The organism is Sorangium sp. So ce321 (genome assembly GCF_051530195.1).
GTDB lineage: Bacteria > Myxococcota_A > Polyangia > Polyangiales > Polyangiaceae > Sorangium.
In genome coordinates this window covers 7950798-7966627 of sequence record NZ_CP150329.1, presented here as the reverse complement: position 1 = coordinate 7966627, position 15830 = coordinate 7950798, and the positions used below count along the sequence as shown (strand labels likewise).

General features: G+C 69.0%; 10 protein-coding genes. 3 read left to right on the top strand and 7 right to left on the bottom strand.

What is annotated here, in order from left to right; genetic code table 11:
* Window positions 1-81: 81 nt before the first annotated feature.
* Together WME89_RS29185 and WME89_RS29180 are read left to right on the top strand one after the other, a co-directional pair.
* A complete protein-coding gene (locus tag WME89_RS29185) occupies window positions 82-1737 on the top strand; it encodes a DUF1592 domain-containing protein (protein ID WP_438002967.1) in 1656 nt (551 codons plus the stop codon).
* A complete protein-coding gene (locus WME89_RS29180; RefSeq protein ID WP_438002966.1) occupies window positions 1737-3119 on the top strand; it encodes a DUF1552 domain-containing protein in 1383 nt (460 codons plus the stop codon). Before WME89_RS29185 ends, WME89_RS29180 begins: the two co-directional genes overlap by 1 nt.
* 112 nt (window positions 3120-3231) lie before the next feature.
* Here the strand turns inward: WME89_RS29180 and WME89_RS29175 are convergent, their stop codons facing one another.
* From WME89_RS29175 to WME89_RS29160, 4 genes are all read right to left on the bottom strand, one after another.
* On the bottom strand, window positions 3232-4269 hold the full coding sequence (locus tag WME89_RS29175) for an SGNH/GDSL hydrolase family protein (RefSeq protein ID WP_438002965.1): 1038 nt from the start codon (window positions 4267-4269) through the stop codon (window positions 3232-3234).
* A 108-nt stretch (window positions 4270-4377) separates the two neighbouring features.
* Window positions 4378-5739, bottom strand: a complete 1362-nt coding sequence (locus tag WME89_RS29170; RefSeq protein WP_438002964.1) for a DUF1552 domain-containing protein — start codon at window positions 5737-5739, stop codon at window positions 4378-4380.
* 31 nt (window positions 5740-5770) lie between these two features.
* Window positions 5771-7459, bottom strand: a complete 1689-nt coding sequence (locus tag WME89_RS29165; RefSeq protein WP_438002963.1) for a DUF1592 domain-containing protein — start codon at window positions 7457-7459, stop codon at window positions 5771-5773.
* 552 nt (window positions 7460-8011) lie between these two features.
* Window positions 8012-9064 carry a LacI family DNA-binding transcriptional regulator gene (locus WME89_RS29160; RefSeq protein ID WP_438002962.1) on the bottom strand — a complete coding sequence of 351 codons (1053 nt, stop codon included), beginning with the start codon at window positions 9062-9064 and terminating at the stop codon, window positions 8012-8014.
* 430 nt (window positions 9065-9494) lie between these two features.
* Here WME89_RS29160 and araD point away from each other — a divergent pair, with 430 nt between their 5' ends.
* Window positions 9495-10193 (top strand): L-ribulose-5-phosphate 4-epimerase AraD, encoded by a 699-nt coding sequence (gene araD / locus WME89_RS29155; RefSeq protein WP_438002961.1) that lies wholly within the window; start codon window positions 9495-9497, stop codon window positions 10191-10193.
* A gap of 43 nt (window positions 10194-10236) precedes the next feature.
* Here the strand turns inward: araD and WME89_RS29150 are convergent, their stop codons facing one another.
* The 3 genes from WME89_RS29150 to WME89_RS29140 all read right to left on the bottom strand — a co-directional run bounded on the left by WME89_RS29150 (window position 10237) and on the right by WME89_RS29140 (window position 15281).
* A complete protein-coding gene (locus tag WME89_RS29150) occupies window positions 10237-11556 on the bottom strand; it encodes a PAS domain-containing protein (RefSeq protein WP_438002960.1) in 1320 nt (439 codons plus the stop codon).
* A 645-nt stretch (window positions 11557-12201) separates the two neighbouring features.
* Entirely contained in the window at window positions 12202-13632 is a 1431-nt protein-coding gene (locus tag WME89_RS29145) for a DUF1552 domain-containing protein (RefSeq protein WP_438002959.1), read from the bottom strand.
* Entirely contained in the window at window positions 13629-15281 is a 1653-nt protein-coding gene (locus WME89_RS29140) for a DUF1592 domain-containing protein (RefSeq protein ID WP_438002958.1), read from the bottom strand. Before WME89_RS29140 ends, WME89_RS29145 begins: the two co-directional genes overlap by 4 nt.
* Between the last annotated feature and the right edge of the window lie 549 nt (window positions 15282-15830).

Here is a 15830-nt window from a genome sequence, read left to right as displayed (position 1 = left end):
AGAGAGAGAACCATGTCTAGGCCCTCAGATCATGCGCGGGCGCGTCCTCTCACAGGCTCTCGGTCAGCTGTCTCTATAGCGTTGATCCTGGCCAGTGGCTGCACGGGAAACCTGGGCGACACCCGCACCAACGATCCCCCCACGGACGATCCCACCACGGGGAACCCCCCCACGTCGCAGCCGCTCGCTTGCGAGGACGGCCTGGTGCACGCCGGGCGAGCGCCGCTGCGGCGGCTGACGCGCTTCGAGTACAACAACACTGTTCGCGACATCTTCGGCGACACGACCCAGCCGGCCTTTTCGCTGCCGAGCGAGGATGTCGGAAACGGCTTTGGCAACGACGCGGACGCGCTGTCGGTCTCGAGCCTGCTGGCCGAGCAGCTGAGCACCGTCGCGGAGGGCGTCGCTCGGCGCGCGACCGCCTCCCCGGAGGTGCTCGCGAAGCTCGCCCCTTGCGCGAGCAACGTGAGACCGGAGGGCGAGGAAGCGTGCGCGCGCACCATCGTCGAGCGGATCGCGCCGCTCGCTTACCGAAGGCCGCTCGCCGCCGGCGAGGCGGACGAGCTCCTCGCGCTGTACAGCGTCGGGCGGACGGATGCGACGTTCGACGTCGGCATCGCGACCGTGATCGAGGCGCTGCTCCAGTCGCCAGATTTTCTCTACCGCATCGAGTGGGGCACATCCGACCCGGAGCACCCCGAGCTCCGCCGGCCCACGGGCGACGAGATGGCGACGCGGCTCTCGTACCTGTTCTGGGGCACGGCGCCGGACGAGGAGCTGCGCATGGCCGCGCAGGCAGGCGAGCTCTCGACGAAGGAAGGCGTGCGCGCGCAAGCCGAGCGCATGCTCGAACACCCTCGGGCTCGGACCACCATCCGGTTCTTCTTCGACAACCTGCTCCCCATCAGCAACCTCGCGGATCTCGAGCGGAACGCGGAGGCGTTCCCGACCTTCTCCAAGACGATCGGCGCGCTCATGCGCGAGGAGACGCAGCGGTTCCTCGAGCACGAGATCTTCGAGGGGACCGGCACCTGGGCGTCCGTCTTGACGGCCCCGTACACATTCATGAACGGGCCTCTCGCGGCGTTCTACGGCGTCTCCGGCGTGACAGGCGACGAGTTCCAGCAGGTGCAGCTCGACACGACCCAGCGCCTCGGGCTCCTCACCCAGGCGGGCATGATGGCCGGGACCACGCACTCGAACACGACGAACCCCGTGGTCCGCGGCTCGTTCGTGCTCCAGAAGCTGATGTGCCTGAAGATCCCGCTCCCCACCGGAGACATCCTGGAGCGGGTGAAGCCGCCGGATCCGTACACCGGCGCGACGGCGCGCGAGCGCTTCAGCCAGCACAGCCAGGATGAGGTCTGCCGGGGGTGCCACCATCTCATGGATCCGGTCGGCTTCACGTTCGAGAACTACGACGCGGTCGGGCTGTTCCGCACGACAGAGAACGACGTCACCATCGACGCGAGCGGCTCGCTCCCGGGCTCGACGGAGACGGTGAGCGGTCCGACGGAGCTGGTGAAGGAGCTCGCCGAGGCCGAAGAGGTGCATGGCTGCTTCGCGACGCGCTGGACCGAGTACGCCTATGGTCTCACCCTGCGCGCCGAGGACGCTTGCACCAAGCACGAGATAACGACCGCCTTCAAGGCGTCCGGGTACAACGTGAAGCAGCTCCTGATCGATCTCACGCAGACGGATGCTTTCCACTACATCTCGGTTGCTCACCAGGAGTGATGGTCATGTCTAACTTTCGTTTGAGCCGACGTGCCGTGCTGCGGGGCGCTGGCGCCATCGCCATCGCGCTCCCCTGGCTGGAGATCATGGGCCCCGAGCGCACGGCGCGCGCGGCCCCCGCCCCCGCCAAGCGTTTCCTCGCCGTCTACACGCCGGGCGGGACGGTGATCGATCGCTGGCGGCCGACCGGGAGCGAGACGAGCTTCACCCTGGGCCCCATCCTGTCGCCGCTCGCGCCGGTGCAGGACCGGCTGCTCGTCGTCGACGGCCTCGACATGAAGAGCGCGCGCGGTGAGCAGCACCAGGCCGGGATCATCGCCTGGCTCACGGGCAGCGCTCAGGAGGGCTCCACGAACGGCGGTTACGGGAACGGGCCGTCCATCGATCAGGTGATCGCCTCCCAGATCTCCGCCGGTATCAAGGCGAAGGCGAGCATCCAGATCGCGGTGCGCTGGGCGACGGGCAAGTCCCACGGCCTGCTGTCGCCGATGAACGCCGCGAATTTCGAGAACGCCGCGCCGTTCAAGCCGATCCCGCCGCGCCTCGATCCGATGGAGATCTTCACCGAGCTCTTCGGCTCGCTGGACCCCACCGCCGGCAACGAAGCCGCCCGCCGCCTCGCGCGCAAGAAGTCGATCCTCGACTTCCTCGACGGGCGCTACTCCGCCCTCTCCGCGCGGCTCGGCGCCGCCGACAGGCAGAAGATCGACCAGCACCTGACGAAGATCCGCGAGATCGAGATGAGCATCAACAACGTGCCGGTCGAGACGAGCGCGTGCAAGGCGCCGGAGAAGGTCGACACCTCCGACTACAACCCGCGCACGGGGCTCAACTCCTCCGATACCGGTTCGATCAAGGACACCTCGACCGACGCGGCGATCCCCAAGGTCGGCAAGCTGATGATGGACATGCTGGTGATGTCGCTCGCCTGCGACATCACCGCGGTCGGCACGCTGCAGTGGAGCGACACCGAGGCGAAGCACACCTTCCCCTGGCTCAACCTGACCGAGCACCACCACTTCTACCAGCACGACGGCGGCTTCAGGCCGGACGAGTGCGAGCGCATCTGCAACTGGTATTCGAAGCAGCACCTCTACCTCCTCGAGGAGATGGAGAAGATCGACATGGGCGGGCACTCGCTGCTCGACGAGAGCGTCGTCTTCTTCGGGTCCGAGCTCTCGGATCCGCCGAGTCACAAGAAGGAGAACATGCCGTTCCTGCTGGCCGGCGGCGGCGGCGGCCTGCGCGCCGGGCGCTGGCTCCGTTACCCGAACCGCCCGCACAACGATCTGCTCGTCTCGATCTTGAATCTGTTCGGCGACACCCGGGCGACGTTCGGCGACCCGCGGTACTGCACCGGGCCGCTCACGAACCTGACGTAGCCATCCTGAGGGCGGAACGCCGGCCGGCGCGATATCGACGACGGCGGCCGGCGTTCGTCAGGTACCCTCCCGAGATGTCCATCGCGCGCCTACCTGCGGCGGCGCCGTCGCCTCAGGGCAGCAAGTCCTCGATCGCCGCGTACCAGGTGTTCGCCATGCGCGCGTAGCCGGCCTCGTTCGGGTGGATCCTGTCCGGGAGCTCCGCTGCCGGGAAGCCGGTGTGCATGTCCACCAGCACCACGTGCTTCCCGGCGGCTGCCCGGGTTTCCACGATGTCCGCGAGCGCGTTGTTGTATGTCACCACGGTGGGATCGGCGAAGGTGATCGGGATGATCTGCGCCACGACCACGAGCGTATCCGGAGACGAGTCGAAGATCTTGTCCAGGAGCGCGCCCACGCGCTGCGGCGCCATGGGGAGGTTATCGTTCTGGGTCAGATCGTTGGTCCCCGCGTGGAGCAGCACGATGTGCGGGTGATCCGCGAGCGCTGGTGTCGGCACCAGCCCGGCGATCTGATTGATCTTCCAGCCGCTGTGCCCTTCATGAGCCCGCGGAAACGCAACGCCGTCGACCATCGCCGGCCCGTTCAACAGAGACCCGACGAACGTGATGTTCTGGCCTGCGGCCCGCGCCTTCTTGAACAGCTCGATCCGATAACCGCCACCGCCCTGCACGCCGACCCCGTCCGTGATGGAGTCGCCGAGCGGCAGGATCTTGCAAGGGTCCCCGTTGGTCGGGCAAGGCCTGAACCCGTCCGCGCCACCCGCGCCACCCGTGCCACCCGCGTCGCCGCCGCCCTCGCCACCCGCGCCACCCGCGCCGCCGCCGCCCTCGCCACCGGTGCTGGTGGCGCCGCCGCCGTCGCCGCCCGAGCCCGTCGTGCTGCCCGTGGTGACCCCGCCTCCGCTGCTCGCGCTGGTCACGCCGCCGCTCGTCGCTCCGCCGCTGCTCACGCTCGACGCAGCGCCCCCGCCGGACCCGGAGCTGGTCGACGTCGCTCCTCCCGGCTCATCGGAGCACCCGCTGAGCATCGCCACCAGCGCGGCAGCCCCCGCCAGCGCGACCCACCTGGAGCGGCGCGGCGTCCGGAGCTCCGCATCGCTCCGCTCGCCCGACCCACACAGCGAAAAATTCGTTCGAACCAGACTCATCGCATTCCTCCGTATCACGTACTCCGAAGCGGAGATCCGCGGAGCTCGGCATGCGCGCTCCGCCACGCTATCGGGCGGAGCGCCTCTCCAGGCGCCGCGACGCCGCGCTCACACCTGGATGCCCGCGAGCGGTGACGTGACCCGCCCCGCGTCGAGGCCGATCTCCGTCGCCTTCGAGCCCATGATCTGGGCGACCGTCAGGAGCGCTTTGCTCAGGTTTTCGTTGGGGTAGTTGTTGTGCTGGTCGCCGCGCAGCCGTCCTCCGGCTTTCCCCGCGAGGAGCACCGGCCACTCCGCCTTCGTGTGCACCTTGCCCCAGGCGGTGTCGGACGTGACGTACACGAGCGTGTTGTCGAGCAGGTTCGAGCTGCCGTGTGGCGTGCTCTTGAGCTTCGTCAAGAACTCGCTCAGGCAGCGCATCGTGTAGATCACGCCCTTGTCGACGCGAGGCTGACTCGATTGATCTCCGGCATCCCCGTGGCAGATCGTGTCGTGAAAATCGTCGTTCATGTCCTGCGCCAGGTGCCGGTAGTAGACGTGCGCGGCGGGCAGCGAGAACATGAACGAGAGCACGCGGGTCCTCTCGCAGGCGAGCGCGAGCGCCGAGAGCTCGACCATGGCGGTGTTCACCGACGGGGGGGCTTCGCTCTGCGAGTCCTTGCCGACGGTGGGGGCGGCCGGGCTGCTGCACGCGGACGGCGTGCCGCCGCCGGGGGTCGTCGTCGCGAGGCGCAGCTCGATGGCGCGGATCGACTCGAGGTGCTGCTCCACGCGCTGCTTGTCGGCCGCCCCGAGCCGCTGCTGCAGGCTCGCGCCGTCTTGCAGGATCGAGTCGAGCACGCTCTTCCGGACGTTCGCGAGCTTCGCCGCCTGGTCCGCTCCGTCGTCGTTGGGCGCGGGCGTGCCGCCCATGAACAGCCGATTGAACACGGCCCTCGGATCGAACTCCGGGTTGTTGCTAGAGTTCGGCCCCTTGTGCGAGACCGTATGCAGCGAGTCCGGAGGGCCGTTCGGTGTCGCCGGCGTCACCCCCACCTCGAGAGAGCGGTACGGCGCCCCCGCCGAGATGGCGTCCGCGACGACCTGGTCGATGGATGCGGCGCGCACGGCGTTCCCATTCATCGGCGCGCCGGTCGTGGCCCCGGCCGACCCCGTGGGGTGCTCGGAGCCGGATACCACGAGCTTGTTCTCGAGGCCGCTGATCACCGTGAGATGAGACTTGTGCTCCGCGAGCGGCTGGAGCTGGGGACTGAGCTCCCAGGCCGAGCCGGAGCCCGTGCGCGCCGGCTTCCAGCGACCCGGCAGCGTGCCGTTCCCGAAGAACCACGTGACGTAGAGCGGCGAGACCGGGGTGTTCGGCTGAGCGAGCGCCGTGCCGCTCTGGTTCAGCATGATCTCCAGCAGCGGGAGCGGGATGGTGACGGCGGCACCCGTCGCCAGCATGCCCCGGAGAACAGTTCGTCGGTTCAAGGCTTTGTTCGTCATTGGGGGTACCGTGCGTTCAGGGTTGGGGGGCGACGGCCGAGAAGGCTTCGTTCGTCACGACGTCGAGGACCAGCTCGCGCAGATCGAACCCCGACGCCTCGAACGAAGCGGCCAGCGTGTTCAGCACGCTGCCGTCCACGGGTCGCTCCTCGTGGCCTGCTGCATACGAGTAGTACTTGCGCACGAGGCATCGAGCGACAGCGTCGCTCGCGCCGACGGTCATGCCGAGCGAGCGCGCGTCGGCGACCGGCTCCCCGTTGAAGTCGCCGCTCGGGTCGATCGGCAGGCCGTGGTCGGTCGTGCGGTAGCGGCCGATCGCGTCGAACGTCTCGAGCGGCAGGCCGAGCGGGTCCATGGCCCCGTGGCAGCCGGCGCAGGCAGGAGCGACCCGGTGATTCTCGAGCCGCTGACGCTTCGTGAGGGGCTTGTCCGCAGGCGGCTCCGGGAGCTCGAGAGCGATGTTACCGGGGGGCGGCAGGACGGGCGTGCACAGGAGGGCCTCACGCATGAACTTGCCGCGCAACGTGGGCGAACCCTCTTTCTGGTTGGCGAACTGCGAGAGGAAGCCCGCTTTGCCGAGGAGCCCGACGCGCGGGCCGTCCGCCGGCAACGAGCGAACCTCGAAGGTGCTCGAGCTCAGGCCGGTCGTGTCGATGCCGTAGACCTCGGCGAGCTCCTTGTTGACGACGACCTTCGTGGTCGAGAACAGGTCGAGCGCGCTCGTTCGTTCGTCGAACGCGAGGACCTCCCAGGTGCCCCGCATGTCGCGAACCATCGCCGCTTGCAGCGCGGGGCCGTATTCGGGGAACAGCCCCGAGTCTTTCGCCTGCGTGCCGACCCGATCGAGCCGCATGTACTCTTCGGCGAAGGCGCCGATGGCCTCGCGTCCAGCCGGCGCGTCGAGCAGCCGCGTCGCCGCGGCACGAACGCCCTCCACCGTCGCGAGCCCCCCGCCCGCGGCCTGGTCGAGCAGCTCTTGATCCGGCAGGCTGTTCCACACCAGGAACGCGAGCCGGGATGCCATCTCGTAGCCCGTCAGGCGAAGCGACCCACCGGCGCTCGGGGCTCCGAGCTCCGGGCGGTACAGGAAGTTCGGCGACGTGAAGAGCGCCACCGTCGCCCAGCGGGCCCCCTCGACGGCGCTTTCGAGCTCGGTCGCGGCCTTGGTGGCGACGGCCGCGAGCCGGTCGACCTCCGCTGTCTCGAGCGGGCGGCGCCACGCTCGAAGCCCCAGCGCCTCGAGGAAGCCGCGCACGCAAGCGTCGTCCTGCGCGCCGCTGGGCGTGCAGCCGATGAACTGGTCCCGCTTCGCGGAATCCGCGAACACCGCGTCCACGGCGTCCTCGATGGCCGTGTGGTACTGCTCCACGCCTCGCTCCGACGTCACGACGGTCGCGGCGCCGATGACCGCAAAGTTTCCATTCCAGCTGTCGTCGTCGAGCTCGTTGACATTGACTTCCACGCCGAACACGTCGCGCACGGCATTGCGAAATTGCGTTCTCGTCAAACGGCGCAGCATCCCGGACGCGGGTTGGAACGCCGGAGGGTCCGAGCCCGTCGACGGTCCATCGTCTCCGGCGGAGGATCCTCCATCGTCATCCACCGAATCACCCAGCGCGCCCGTGCACGCGGTCACGAAAGCGAGCGCACAGACGGCGGCGACTTTTCTTGAGGAACGGAGCTCGTGCCAGGACGGCTTCTTCATCTTGCTCTCCGATGATGCACGGGGTTGACGACGCACGGGTTCCCACAGCTGGCGACCATGCCTCAGAGCAACTGCTCGCATTACGAAGCCCATCGCGTCCGGCGTGACCCTGGCAAACGCCAATCGCCATCCATCAGCGATCGCCTCCGCGCCGACCGAGCGAACCGAATGGGTGCAAAAATCGACCAGAGTCGATCAGATGACGAAGGTGTCGGTGCGCCTCACGACCCACCCAGAGCGAAGCAAAAGGGTACGGTACATGGACGTTGTGAACGATCACATCGTCGAGATCAATCCCGATCGACCGGCTGACGAGGATTCTCTGGCCCGAGGCGGACGAGCGGTGTCAGCGGAGATCGCTCCCGGTCCCCGGGGACGACCGGCCCGGGTAAGCGCGACGGCCTCCTCCAGCGCAAAGCGAAAGGATACCCCCGAAAGGCCATTGTGAGCGTTCACAATGACCGGTGTCAACGAAAATGGACGGGCGCGCGGCTGACCTCGGTCCCGACGGATGACCAGGCTGGCGGGGCCACGCCGGAGGCGCTCACGAGCTCATCGGCTCCCGGAGGCCGCGGTGGTGCTCTTGCGCAGGACCAGCTCGGCCTCGACCACGATGCGTGAGCAGGAGCGGCGGCCGGTCTCGATCTGCCCGAGCAGCAGGTGGAGGCACCTGCGCCCCAGCTCCGAGAAGTCCTGGCGGACGGTGGTGAGCGGAGGCGTGAAATAGGCCGCCTCCGGGATGTCATCGAAGCCGACGATGCTGATGTCCCGCGGCACCGCGCGCCCGATCTCGTGGAGGTAGCGGAGCAGGCCGAGCGCCATCTGGTCGTTGGCCACGAACACGGCGGTGGCGCCTGGCGTGCGCGCCAGCTGCGGGGCGAGCTCGTAGCCCGAGCGTGCGCTCCAGTCGCCGCGCAGGAGAGGCGGCGGCTCGGCGCCCGCGGCCTCCAGCGTCGAGCGCCAGCCGTCGACGCGCTGGTCGGCCTCGAGCGAGTCGATCGAACCGGCGATGTGCCACACCGTCCGGTGACCCAGGTCGAGGAGATGGCGGGTCGCGGCCGCCGCGCCGCCGTGCTGGTCGACGGCGACCACCGGGACCGAATCGTCCGGCCCCCCCTCGACGGCGACCACCGGCACGTCGGAGGTGACGTGGCGGAGCGCGTCCACCGCCGACCGCAGCGGGGCGATGACCACGATGCCGTCGGCGCCCTGATCGCAAAGCCCCTTCACCGCGTCCACCACCGGCGCGCGGCTGAGCGAATTCAGGCTGGCGACGCTGACGCCGTACCCGGCGTCGTGCGCCGCCACCTCGACCCCGTGGAGCGTCGACGCCGGGCCGTAGTGCGTCGTGTTGAAGCTGACCACGCCCAGCGTCCGCGAGCGCCCGGTGACGAGCGCCTGCGCCACGGAGCTCGGGCGGTAGTCGAGCTGGCGGATCGCGTCGAGCACGCGCTCCCGCGTGTCGCGATGCACGTGCGGGCTGTCGTGCAGGACGCGCGAGACCGTCTGGTACGAGACGCCGGCGAGCTTGGCCACGTCGGCCATGACCGCGGCCCGGCGCCCGCCTCGCTTGACGCGCCGCTCCGGAAGAGGCTTGTCTATCATCGGAGCCGGAGCTTAGTCGCGGGCGGGCGGGATTGTAATCCAGATTGACCACGACCGCGGCCCGACGTCCGCCCCGCGCGGCGCGCCGCTCTGGAAAGAGCCGTCACCCGCCGGCGCCGGCGCCTGGCCGCGGCCGGGCCGATCGGAGTTGACGTCGAACCTGTGAGCGTTCACATTCATGCTTCTGCTTTGCCGGGAGTGGGCTGTCATGCGCAGCGGGACCTTCCTTCGCGAGACGAGGAGCTGACGTGATGAGCAGGGTCGCCATGCAGGATCTTCGAGAGACCGCGGCGGCTCGAGAACGCCCGCTTCGGCGGCGCGACCACGAGAGATGTGGCCGCCGGCGGGGACCGCGTCGGGGCGCAGGTCGAGCTGGGATGGTCGGTGAACGGCTCCCGCGCCTGCCGGCTGGTGCGCTGAGGGCCGGGGCGTGAGCGCGACCTACCGAGAGCTGCGAGAGCGCACCTTTGTGGCGAACCTGGAGATCCCGCGCCGGGGGCTCGCCATCTACACGTTCGGCAACGCCTCGGCGTTCGATCGCGACCGAGGCGTGCTCGCCATCAAGCCGAGCGGCGTCCCGTACGACCGCCTGTCGGTCGACGACATGGTGGTCGTCGACCTGGAGGGGAGGGTCGTCGAGGGCGACCTCCGCCCCTCCTCGGATACGCGGACGCACATCGTCCTGTACGCGAAGCTCCGCGGGATCGGCGGCGTCGTCCACACGCGCTCGACGTACGCGACGAGCTGGGCGCAGGCATGCACGCCGATCCCGATCTACGGGACGACCCACGCGGATCACCTGGCCGAGGACGTCCCGTGCACCGAGCTGATGAGCGCGTGCGCCGTGAAGGGCGACTACGAGACGGAGACCGGGAAGCAGATCGTCGAGTGCTTCAGGGGCCGGAGCCCGCTGCGCACGCCGATGGTGCTGGTGGCGGGCCGCGGCCCCTTCGCGTGGGGAGAGGACGCCGAGAAGGCGGTGTACAATGCGGCGGTGCTCGAGGAGATCGCGCGGACGGCGTTCATCACCCGCACGATCGACCCGGGAGCACCGCGCCTGCCTGACGCGCTCGTGCGCAAGCACTTCGACCGGAAGCACGGCAAGGGCGCGTACTATGGCCAGAAGTGAGGCTGGCAGTCGGGGAGCGAGGACGAGGCAGCCAGGGCGCGCTTCACCGGGCGACGCGCGAGCGCTCCGCGGGCCGGAGCGCGTGGGCGATGCCGCTCTGCAAGGTGCCCAGCGTGGTGATGCCGGTGAGGTCCGCGCCGAGCTCGAGCAGGGCCCTCGCCACCTCGGGGCGGATGCCCGTGAGCACCACGCGCGCGCCGAGCATCTGGGCGGCGCGCGCGGTCCGCGTCAGCGCGTCGGCGACGATCGCGTCGACAGCGCGCACGCCGGTGATGTCCAGGATCGCGGTGTGGGCGCGCTGGCTGCTGATCCCGACGAGCAGCGTCTCCATGATCTGCGCCGCGCGCGCGCCGTCCATCGTCCCGACGACCGGCATGGCCAGGACGCCGTCGGCGAGCGGGATGAGCGGCGTCGACAGCTCCCGGAGCGTCTCCTGCTGCGCGGCGATGATCTGCTCCTGCAGCGCGGCCCGCTCCGCCTCCGCGCGCCTCAGGTCGGTGTCCTCTCTCACGACGCCGCCGACGCCGACCAGCTCGCCGCGCTCGTTGCGAACCGGGTATTTGACCGTGTAAAAATAATAGTTCTGGCTGCCGTAGTCCAGCACCTCCTGGTACCGCAGGGGCCGGCCGCTCGCGAGGACCTCCCGTTCCTTCGCCACGATCATGTCGGCGACGCCGGGCGGCGTGGCGCCGAACTCATGCTCGTCCTTGCCGAGGAACTCGATGATGTGCCGCCCGAGCGCCCGCGCATAATGGCGGTTGAGGAACAGGTAGCGCCCCTCCGCGTCCTTGACGAACATGACGTTCGGCGAGTTGTCCACGAGCTGCAGGAGCATCTGATAGCGTTCGTGCAGCAGGCGCTCTCTCCGCCGCGGATCGTCGCCTTCATCCACGATGGCCGCGATCTCTCGGACGTCGCCTCGCTCATCGCGCAGCACGGCGTAGGTCCACCGGCAGGTGATCGCGTTTCCCTCTCTCGTCCTGCCCGCGCTCGTGGTCGTCGCGAAGAGGCTCTCGCCAGGGTCGTGGTTGAACGCCTGCACCTCCTCTGGCGACACCGGATCCGCGGCCACGAGCTCGGAGAGCCGGCGGCCCATGGCCTCGCCCTGGCTCCAGCCGAAGAGGCACGCGGCGGCGTCGTTCCAGCGCGTCACGGTGCCATCCATGCGCCAGTGAATCAGCGCTGGCGCTTGCGTGGCGCCCTGCGCGAACGGAGGGTCGAGGTACGCCGCTGCCGCGCTGACCAGCCCTCTCTCGCGCCCGAGCTCGCCGCGCCAACTGGCCAGCTCATTCTCCAGCTCCGCGACGCGCGCGCGCAGCGCCCCGCACTCCGCCTTGTAGTCAATGTCGTTTTCGATGTCCACGGACACCCCGCCTGGCTCGGCGGTCCCGTCAAGCTGGCGATGCCCGGCCGCCGTGCTCCCTGCTCCCGAGTCGTGGTCCCCTCCGGACGCCGCGTCCGCGCGTCCGCGCGGTCCGGATGTCCGCTCGCCCCTGTCGCGACTCATGCTCGTTCCTCCGCGCGCTGTTCCGCAAGCGCGTCGCCCGTAGTGTAACGGTTCTGCAAGTCGAGGTCTCGCCAGAACGTCGACCAGGCCCACCGCGAGGCGCGCCTGCCGTCGCCCGCGGTGACGATGGCCCAGTGACGAGCGCCTGCGCCACCGCGCTGGGCCTTTCGTCCAGCCGCTGGAGCACGTCAAGAAGCGTGCAGCCGAGCGGACTCGATGGTCGATGTGGGAGCGCTCACGTTTTCACGGGCCGCTGCTTCGGCGTCACAGGGGCGCTCGCCTGCGGTGGATCCGATGTCCCGGGTGGATCGCCCGGAGCGTGAGTACCGGCGGGGACGACTCGGCGGATAGCGGAGCCGTCGGTGGTGGCGAGGCGCCGATCGCGCGCCGCACCCTCACTCCATGTTCTTCGACTCGATGGTGGGGCTTCTTCCGGAGCCGACGTGAGCGTTCACAGCTCTGGTGTCGACTCCAGCGAGGCTCGCCGCCCGGCGATGCCGCTCAGGCGAGCATGTCGTCGATGGGCCCGGAGCCCTCTCCCTCACCGAAGTTCTCCGTCCACTCGGTCTTGTCCCGAACGGCGGCGGCGATGAGGCCGTTGAAGAGGCGGTTGTTGGTGACGTCTCCGGCGTCGATGTACTCCCCCTGCTTCAGGTAGCCGCCGCCGCTTCCGGCGATGATCGTCGGCACGTTGCGGAAGCTGTGCGACGGGCCGTCCGACACGTGGTTCGTCCACATGACGATGGACTTGTCGAAGAGGTCGCGCGCCTTGAACTGGTCGAGCCCGTGGAGCAGCGTCTGCATGCGGATCACGTCGATCTCGGCGTGCGCTTGCTCGGCCGTCGGGTTGCTGCCCGATTGCGCGTCCGATTGCACGCGGTGGCTGATGTGGTGGAAGGGCCAGTTGAGCTGCGCGTTCGACGGCACCGCATACTTCGTCTGATCCGTGCCGTCGCCGTGCTGCAGCGTCGCCACGCGGTTGAAGTTGCAGGCGAATGCCAGCGCCACGAGCTCGAGGTGGAGCTTCGCGACGTCCTCGATCATGCCGTTCGTCTTGAACGCGAGGCCGCCCTCGAGCGCCTCGAGCTCCGACGTCGCGAGGCCCGCCTGGCTGCAGGCCCCGCCCATCTCGCCCATCGTGACCTCGGTGTCGCGGATGGCGTCGAAATGCTGTTGGAGGCGGTGCTTGTCGGCGGAGCTCAGCGCCGACATGCGCATCAGGCTGTTCAGCTCCTCGCCCACGAAGTCGTTCACGCTCTTGCGGCTGCGGAGGAGCTCCTCTGCGAGCTGCCCGCCGCTACCCCCACCGCTGCTCGTGAGGCCGACGAGCTTGGAATAGAGCGTGTAGGGGTTGTCGTCCGCCGAGCGCACCTGCCCGGAACCACTGCCCTTGAAGGAGATGCGCTCGGCGATGTACCCGTTCTTGCGGTTGCCGGCGTAGAGCGTGAGCGGCTCGGCGCCGCCCTCGTTCACCAGCTCGGCGATCACCACGTCCGCGGAGACGCCGGTCGAGGATGCGGTCTTGCCGCCGCCCTGGGCCGGGCGCGCGGTGAGCGACTGACACAGGCCCTGCGCGTGGCCGCAGTTGGTGGGGCCCCCCATCGGGAAGTTGATCCCGCGGATGAACAGCAGGTCCTTGGCGTGAGGCGCGAGCACGTGCGTCGCCTTGTCCGTCATGGCGGCGAGCCCGTCGGTCGTGAGCGGGCCAGTCTCGTCCGGGAAGAACTTCTTCCCCACGACGCCGCACGCCGCCACGATGTAGAGGCTGAACACCGGCGGGTTGTCCGCGGCCCAGGCGGAGCGCGACGGCAGACCCTCGAGGAACGGAAGGGCGATGGCGACGCCGCCGGCGCGCAGGAACGCGCGCCGATTGATACCGCGCCGGGGCGCCACGTGCGGATGAGCGAGGTTCGTCACGATCTTTGTGTTCACAGCGGGCCTCCCACGCGAGTCCGGAATGCTTCGTTCTTCACGAGCTCGAGCATCATCTCTTTGACCGAGCCGCTGGCGCCACGGCTCACCTTGGCGAGCGTCTCGACGAGCGGCAAGTCCGACGGGATGACGTCGCGCTGGAGCGCGAAGCTCGCGAGCTTCTTGGCGTAGCAGAGGTGAGCCTGCTCGCCCTCCGCCATGTGGTGCATCAGCTCGCCGGCGTCCGCGAACGACTTGGGCCCTTCGGAGAAGGAGTAGACGCCGCTGCTGTCGATCGGCAAGCCACCGTTCTCCTCGTCCCGATATTGCCCCATGCCGTCGAAGTGCTCGAAGGCGAAGCCGACGGGGTTGATGAGCTGGTTGTGGCACGTGGCGCCGCAGGCGGCGGTGAGCCGCGTGATGCGCTCACGGTTCGTCTGCCCGGGCTCGAGCGGCGGGACCGGCGGGATGTCGGGGGCCGGCGCGCCGAGCGGCGTGCACAGCACGTCGAGGTTGATGCTGACGCCGCGGTGGATCGAGTCCGACTCCTCGTTCAGGGCGTTCAGCGTCAGGTAAGGGAGCTGCGAGAAGAAGCCGACGCGATCGGGACCGAGGTCGCGCTCCTCGAAGCCGCGGCCGCCCGGCGTCAGGCCGTAGAGGCTCGCCATCCCGGGCCCCACGAAGCCCCTGGTGGACGTGAGGATGTCCTTGACGCCGAGACCTTCGTTGAAGATCTTTTCGAAGAACAGGTACGCGCTCTCCTCGTACTCCGCGTTCAACGACTCGTCGTAGTTCGGCACGCCGAGCTTGCTGATCGTGGCGTAGCGATCGAAGCTGAGCAGCTCGCCATGGAAGTACCGCATGCGCTTCACCGCAGCGGGCTCCTCCAGCATGGGCTCGGCGGCCGCGGCGATCGCCTCCGGCGTCGTGAGCGTGGACGCCTTGTCGAGCAGCTCGTCGTCCGGCGCGGAGTCGCGCAGCCAGAGCGAGAGCTTCGCCGCGATCTCGTACCCATCGAGCGGCTTGCGAGGCTCGCCGAGCTCCGTGCGGTAGAGGAAGTGCGGCGACTGGAGCATCGTCCGGATCACGAGCTGCGCGCCCTTGGCGAAGGTGCTCTTCGTGCCGGACATCGCCGCGCCGGTCTCGAAGAGCGTCGTGTACTTGGCGACCTCGGCGTCCGTCAGCGGACGGCGGTACGCGCGGCGCCCCACGGTCTCGATGAAGCCGGTCGCGTCCGTGCCCGGGTACACATCGGCGAGCGCCTCATCCGAGGCCGTCACCTCCTCGGCGAGCGCCTCCGCCGCCGACTGGTAGTCGCTCCACGAGCGCTGGTTCACGCTCAGCAGGTGCTCGTTGTTCGTGAAGTCCGTCGTGCCAGCGACGGGCTTCTCGAACCCGTCGGACAGCGACGAGGGAGCGGCGAGGTTCAGGACCACCTGCACGCTGCTCGCCCACTGCGAGTTCGTGAGGCGCACGAACCGGTGGTACTGCGGCGCACCCGGCATATCGATGCCGCGCGCCACGCCGCCGGCGGCTGGGCCGCTGCCGCCCGGGACAGGGCCGCCGCTCTCCTCCGGATCGCCCAAGGAGCCCGTGCATCCCGCGAGCAGGAGCGCCGTGACGCAGAGCCCTGCGCCGAGCGCCCGCCTGTAGCGCGGCAAGCCGGTCATCGAAAAAGACGGTATGGTCATCATTGTCTCCTGACCAAGCTCGAGTGACAGAACAGCTATTTCAGCGTAACTACAATGCAACCATCATTCAGAAACTGTCATGCTCATCTCAAGATCGAGCGTGGCAGTGGTTTGACCTACAACGTATGGCTCGCGGCCGCTCGAAGCCGGACAGTTCGAGCACCACCGGAACTCGTGAGCTCGCGCCGGAGCAAAATCACGAGAGCCCGTGCGCTCTCAGGGGTTCGGCGCGACAGCGGGTGACCTGCGGCGCGCTCATCCGCCGTTCGCGGCGCGCACCGCCGAGCGAACGGCATCGGTGCCGAGTTCGAGCGTTGACGAAGATTCGGTGGGCGCGACGACCCACCCAGGGCCAAGACAAAAGGAAACGGGCCGGTCTAATGTGAGCGCTCACATTGGCGATGTCAATTCGAATCGACCAGCCCGCAGGCATCCGCTCAGCCCGGGGGAGGGGACCCGCGGGCTGGCACGGCTCCTCCGGCGCGCGGCGTCAGGAGGAGCGGGGGCGAGGCGCCGGGCCTGGGGGGC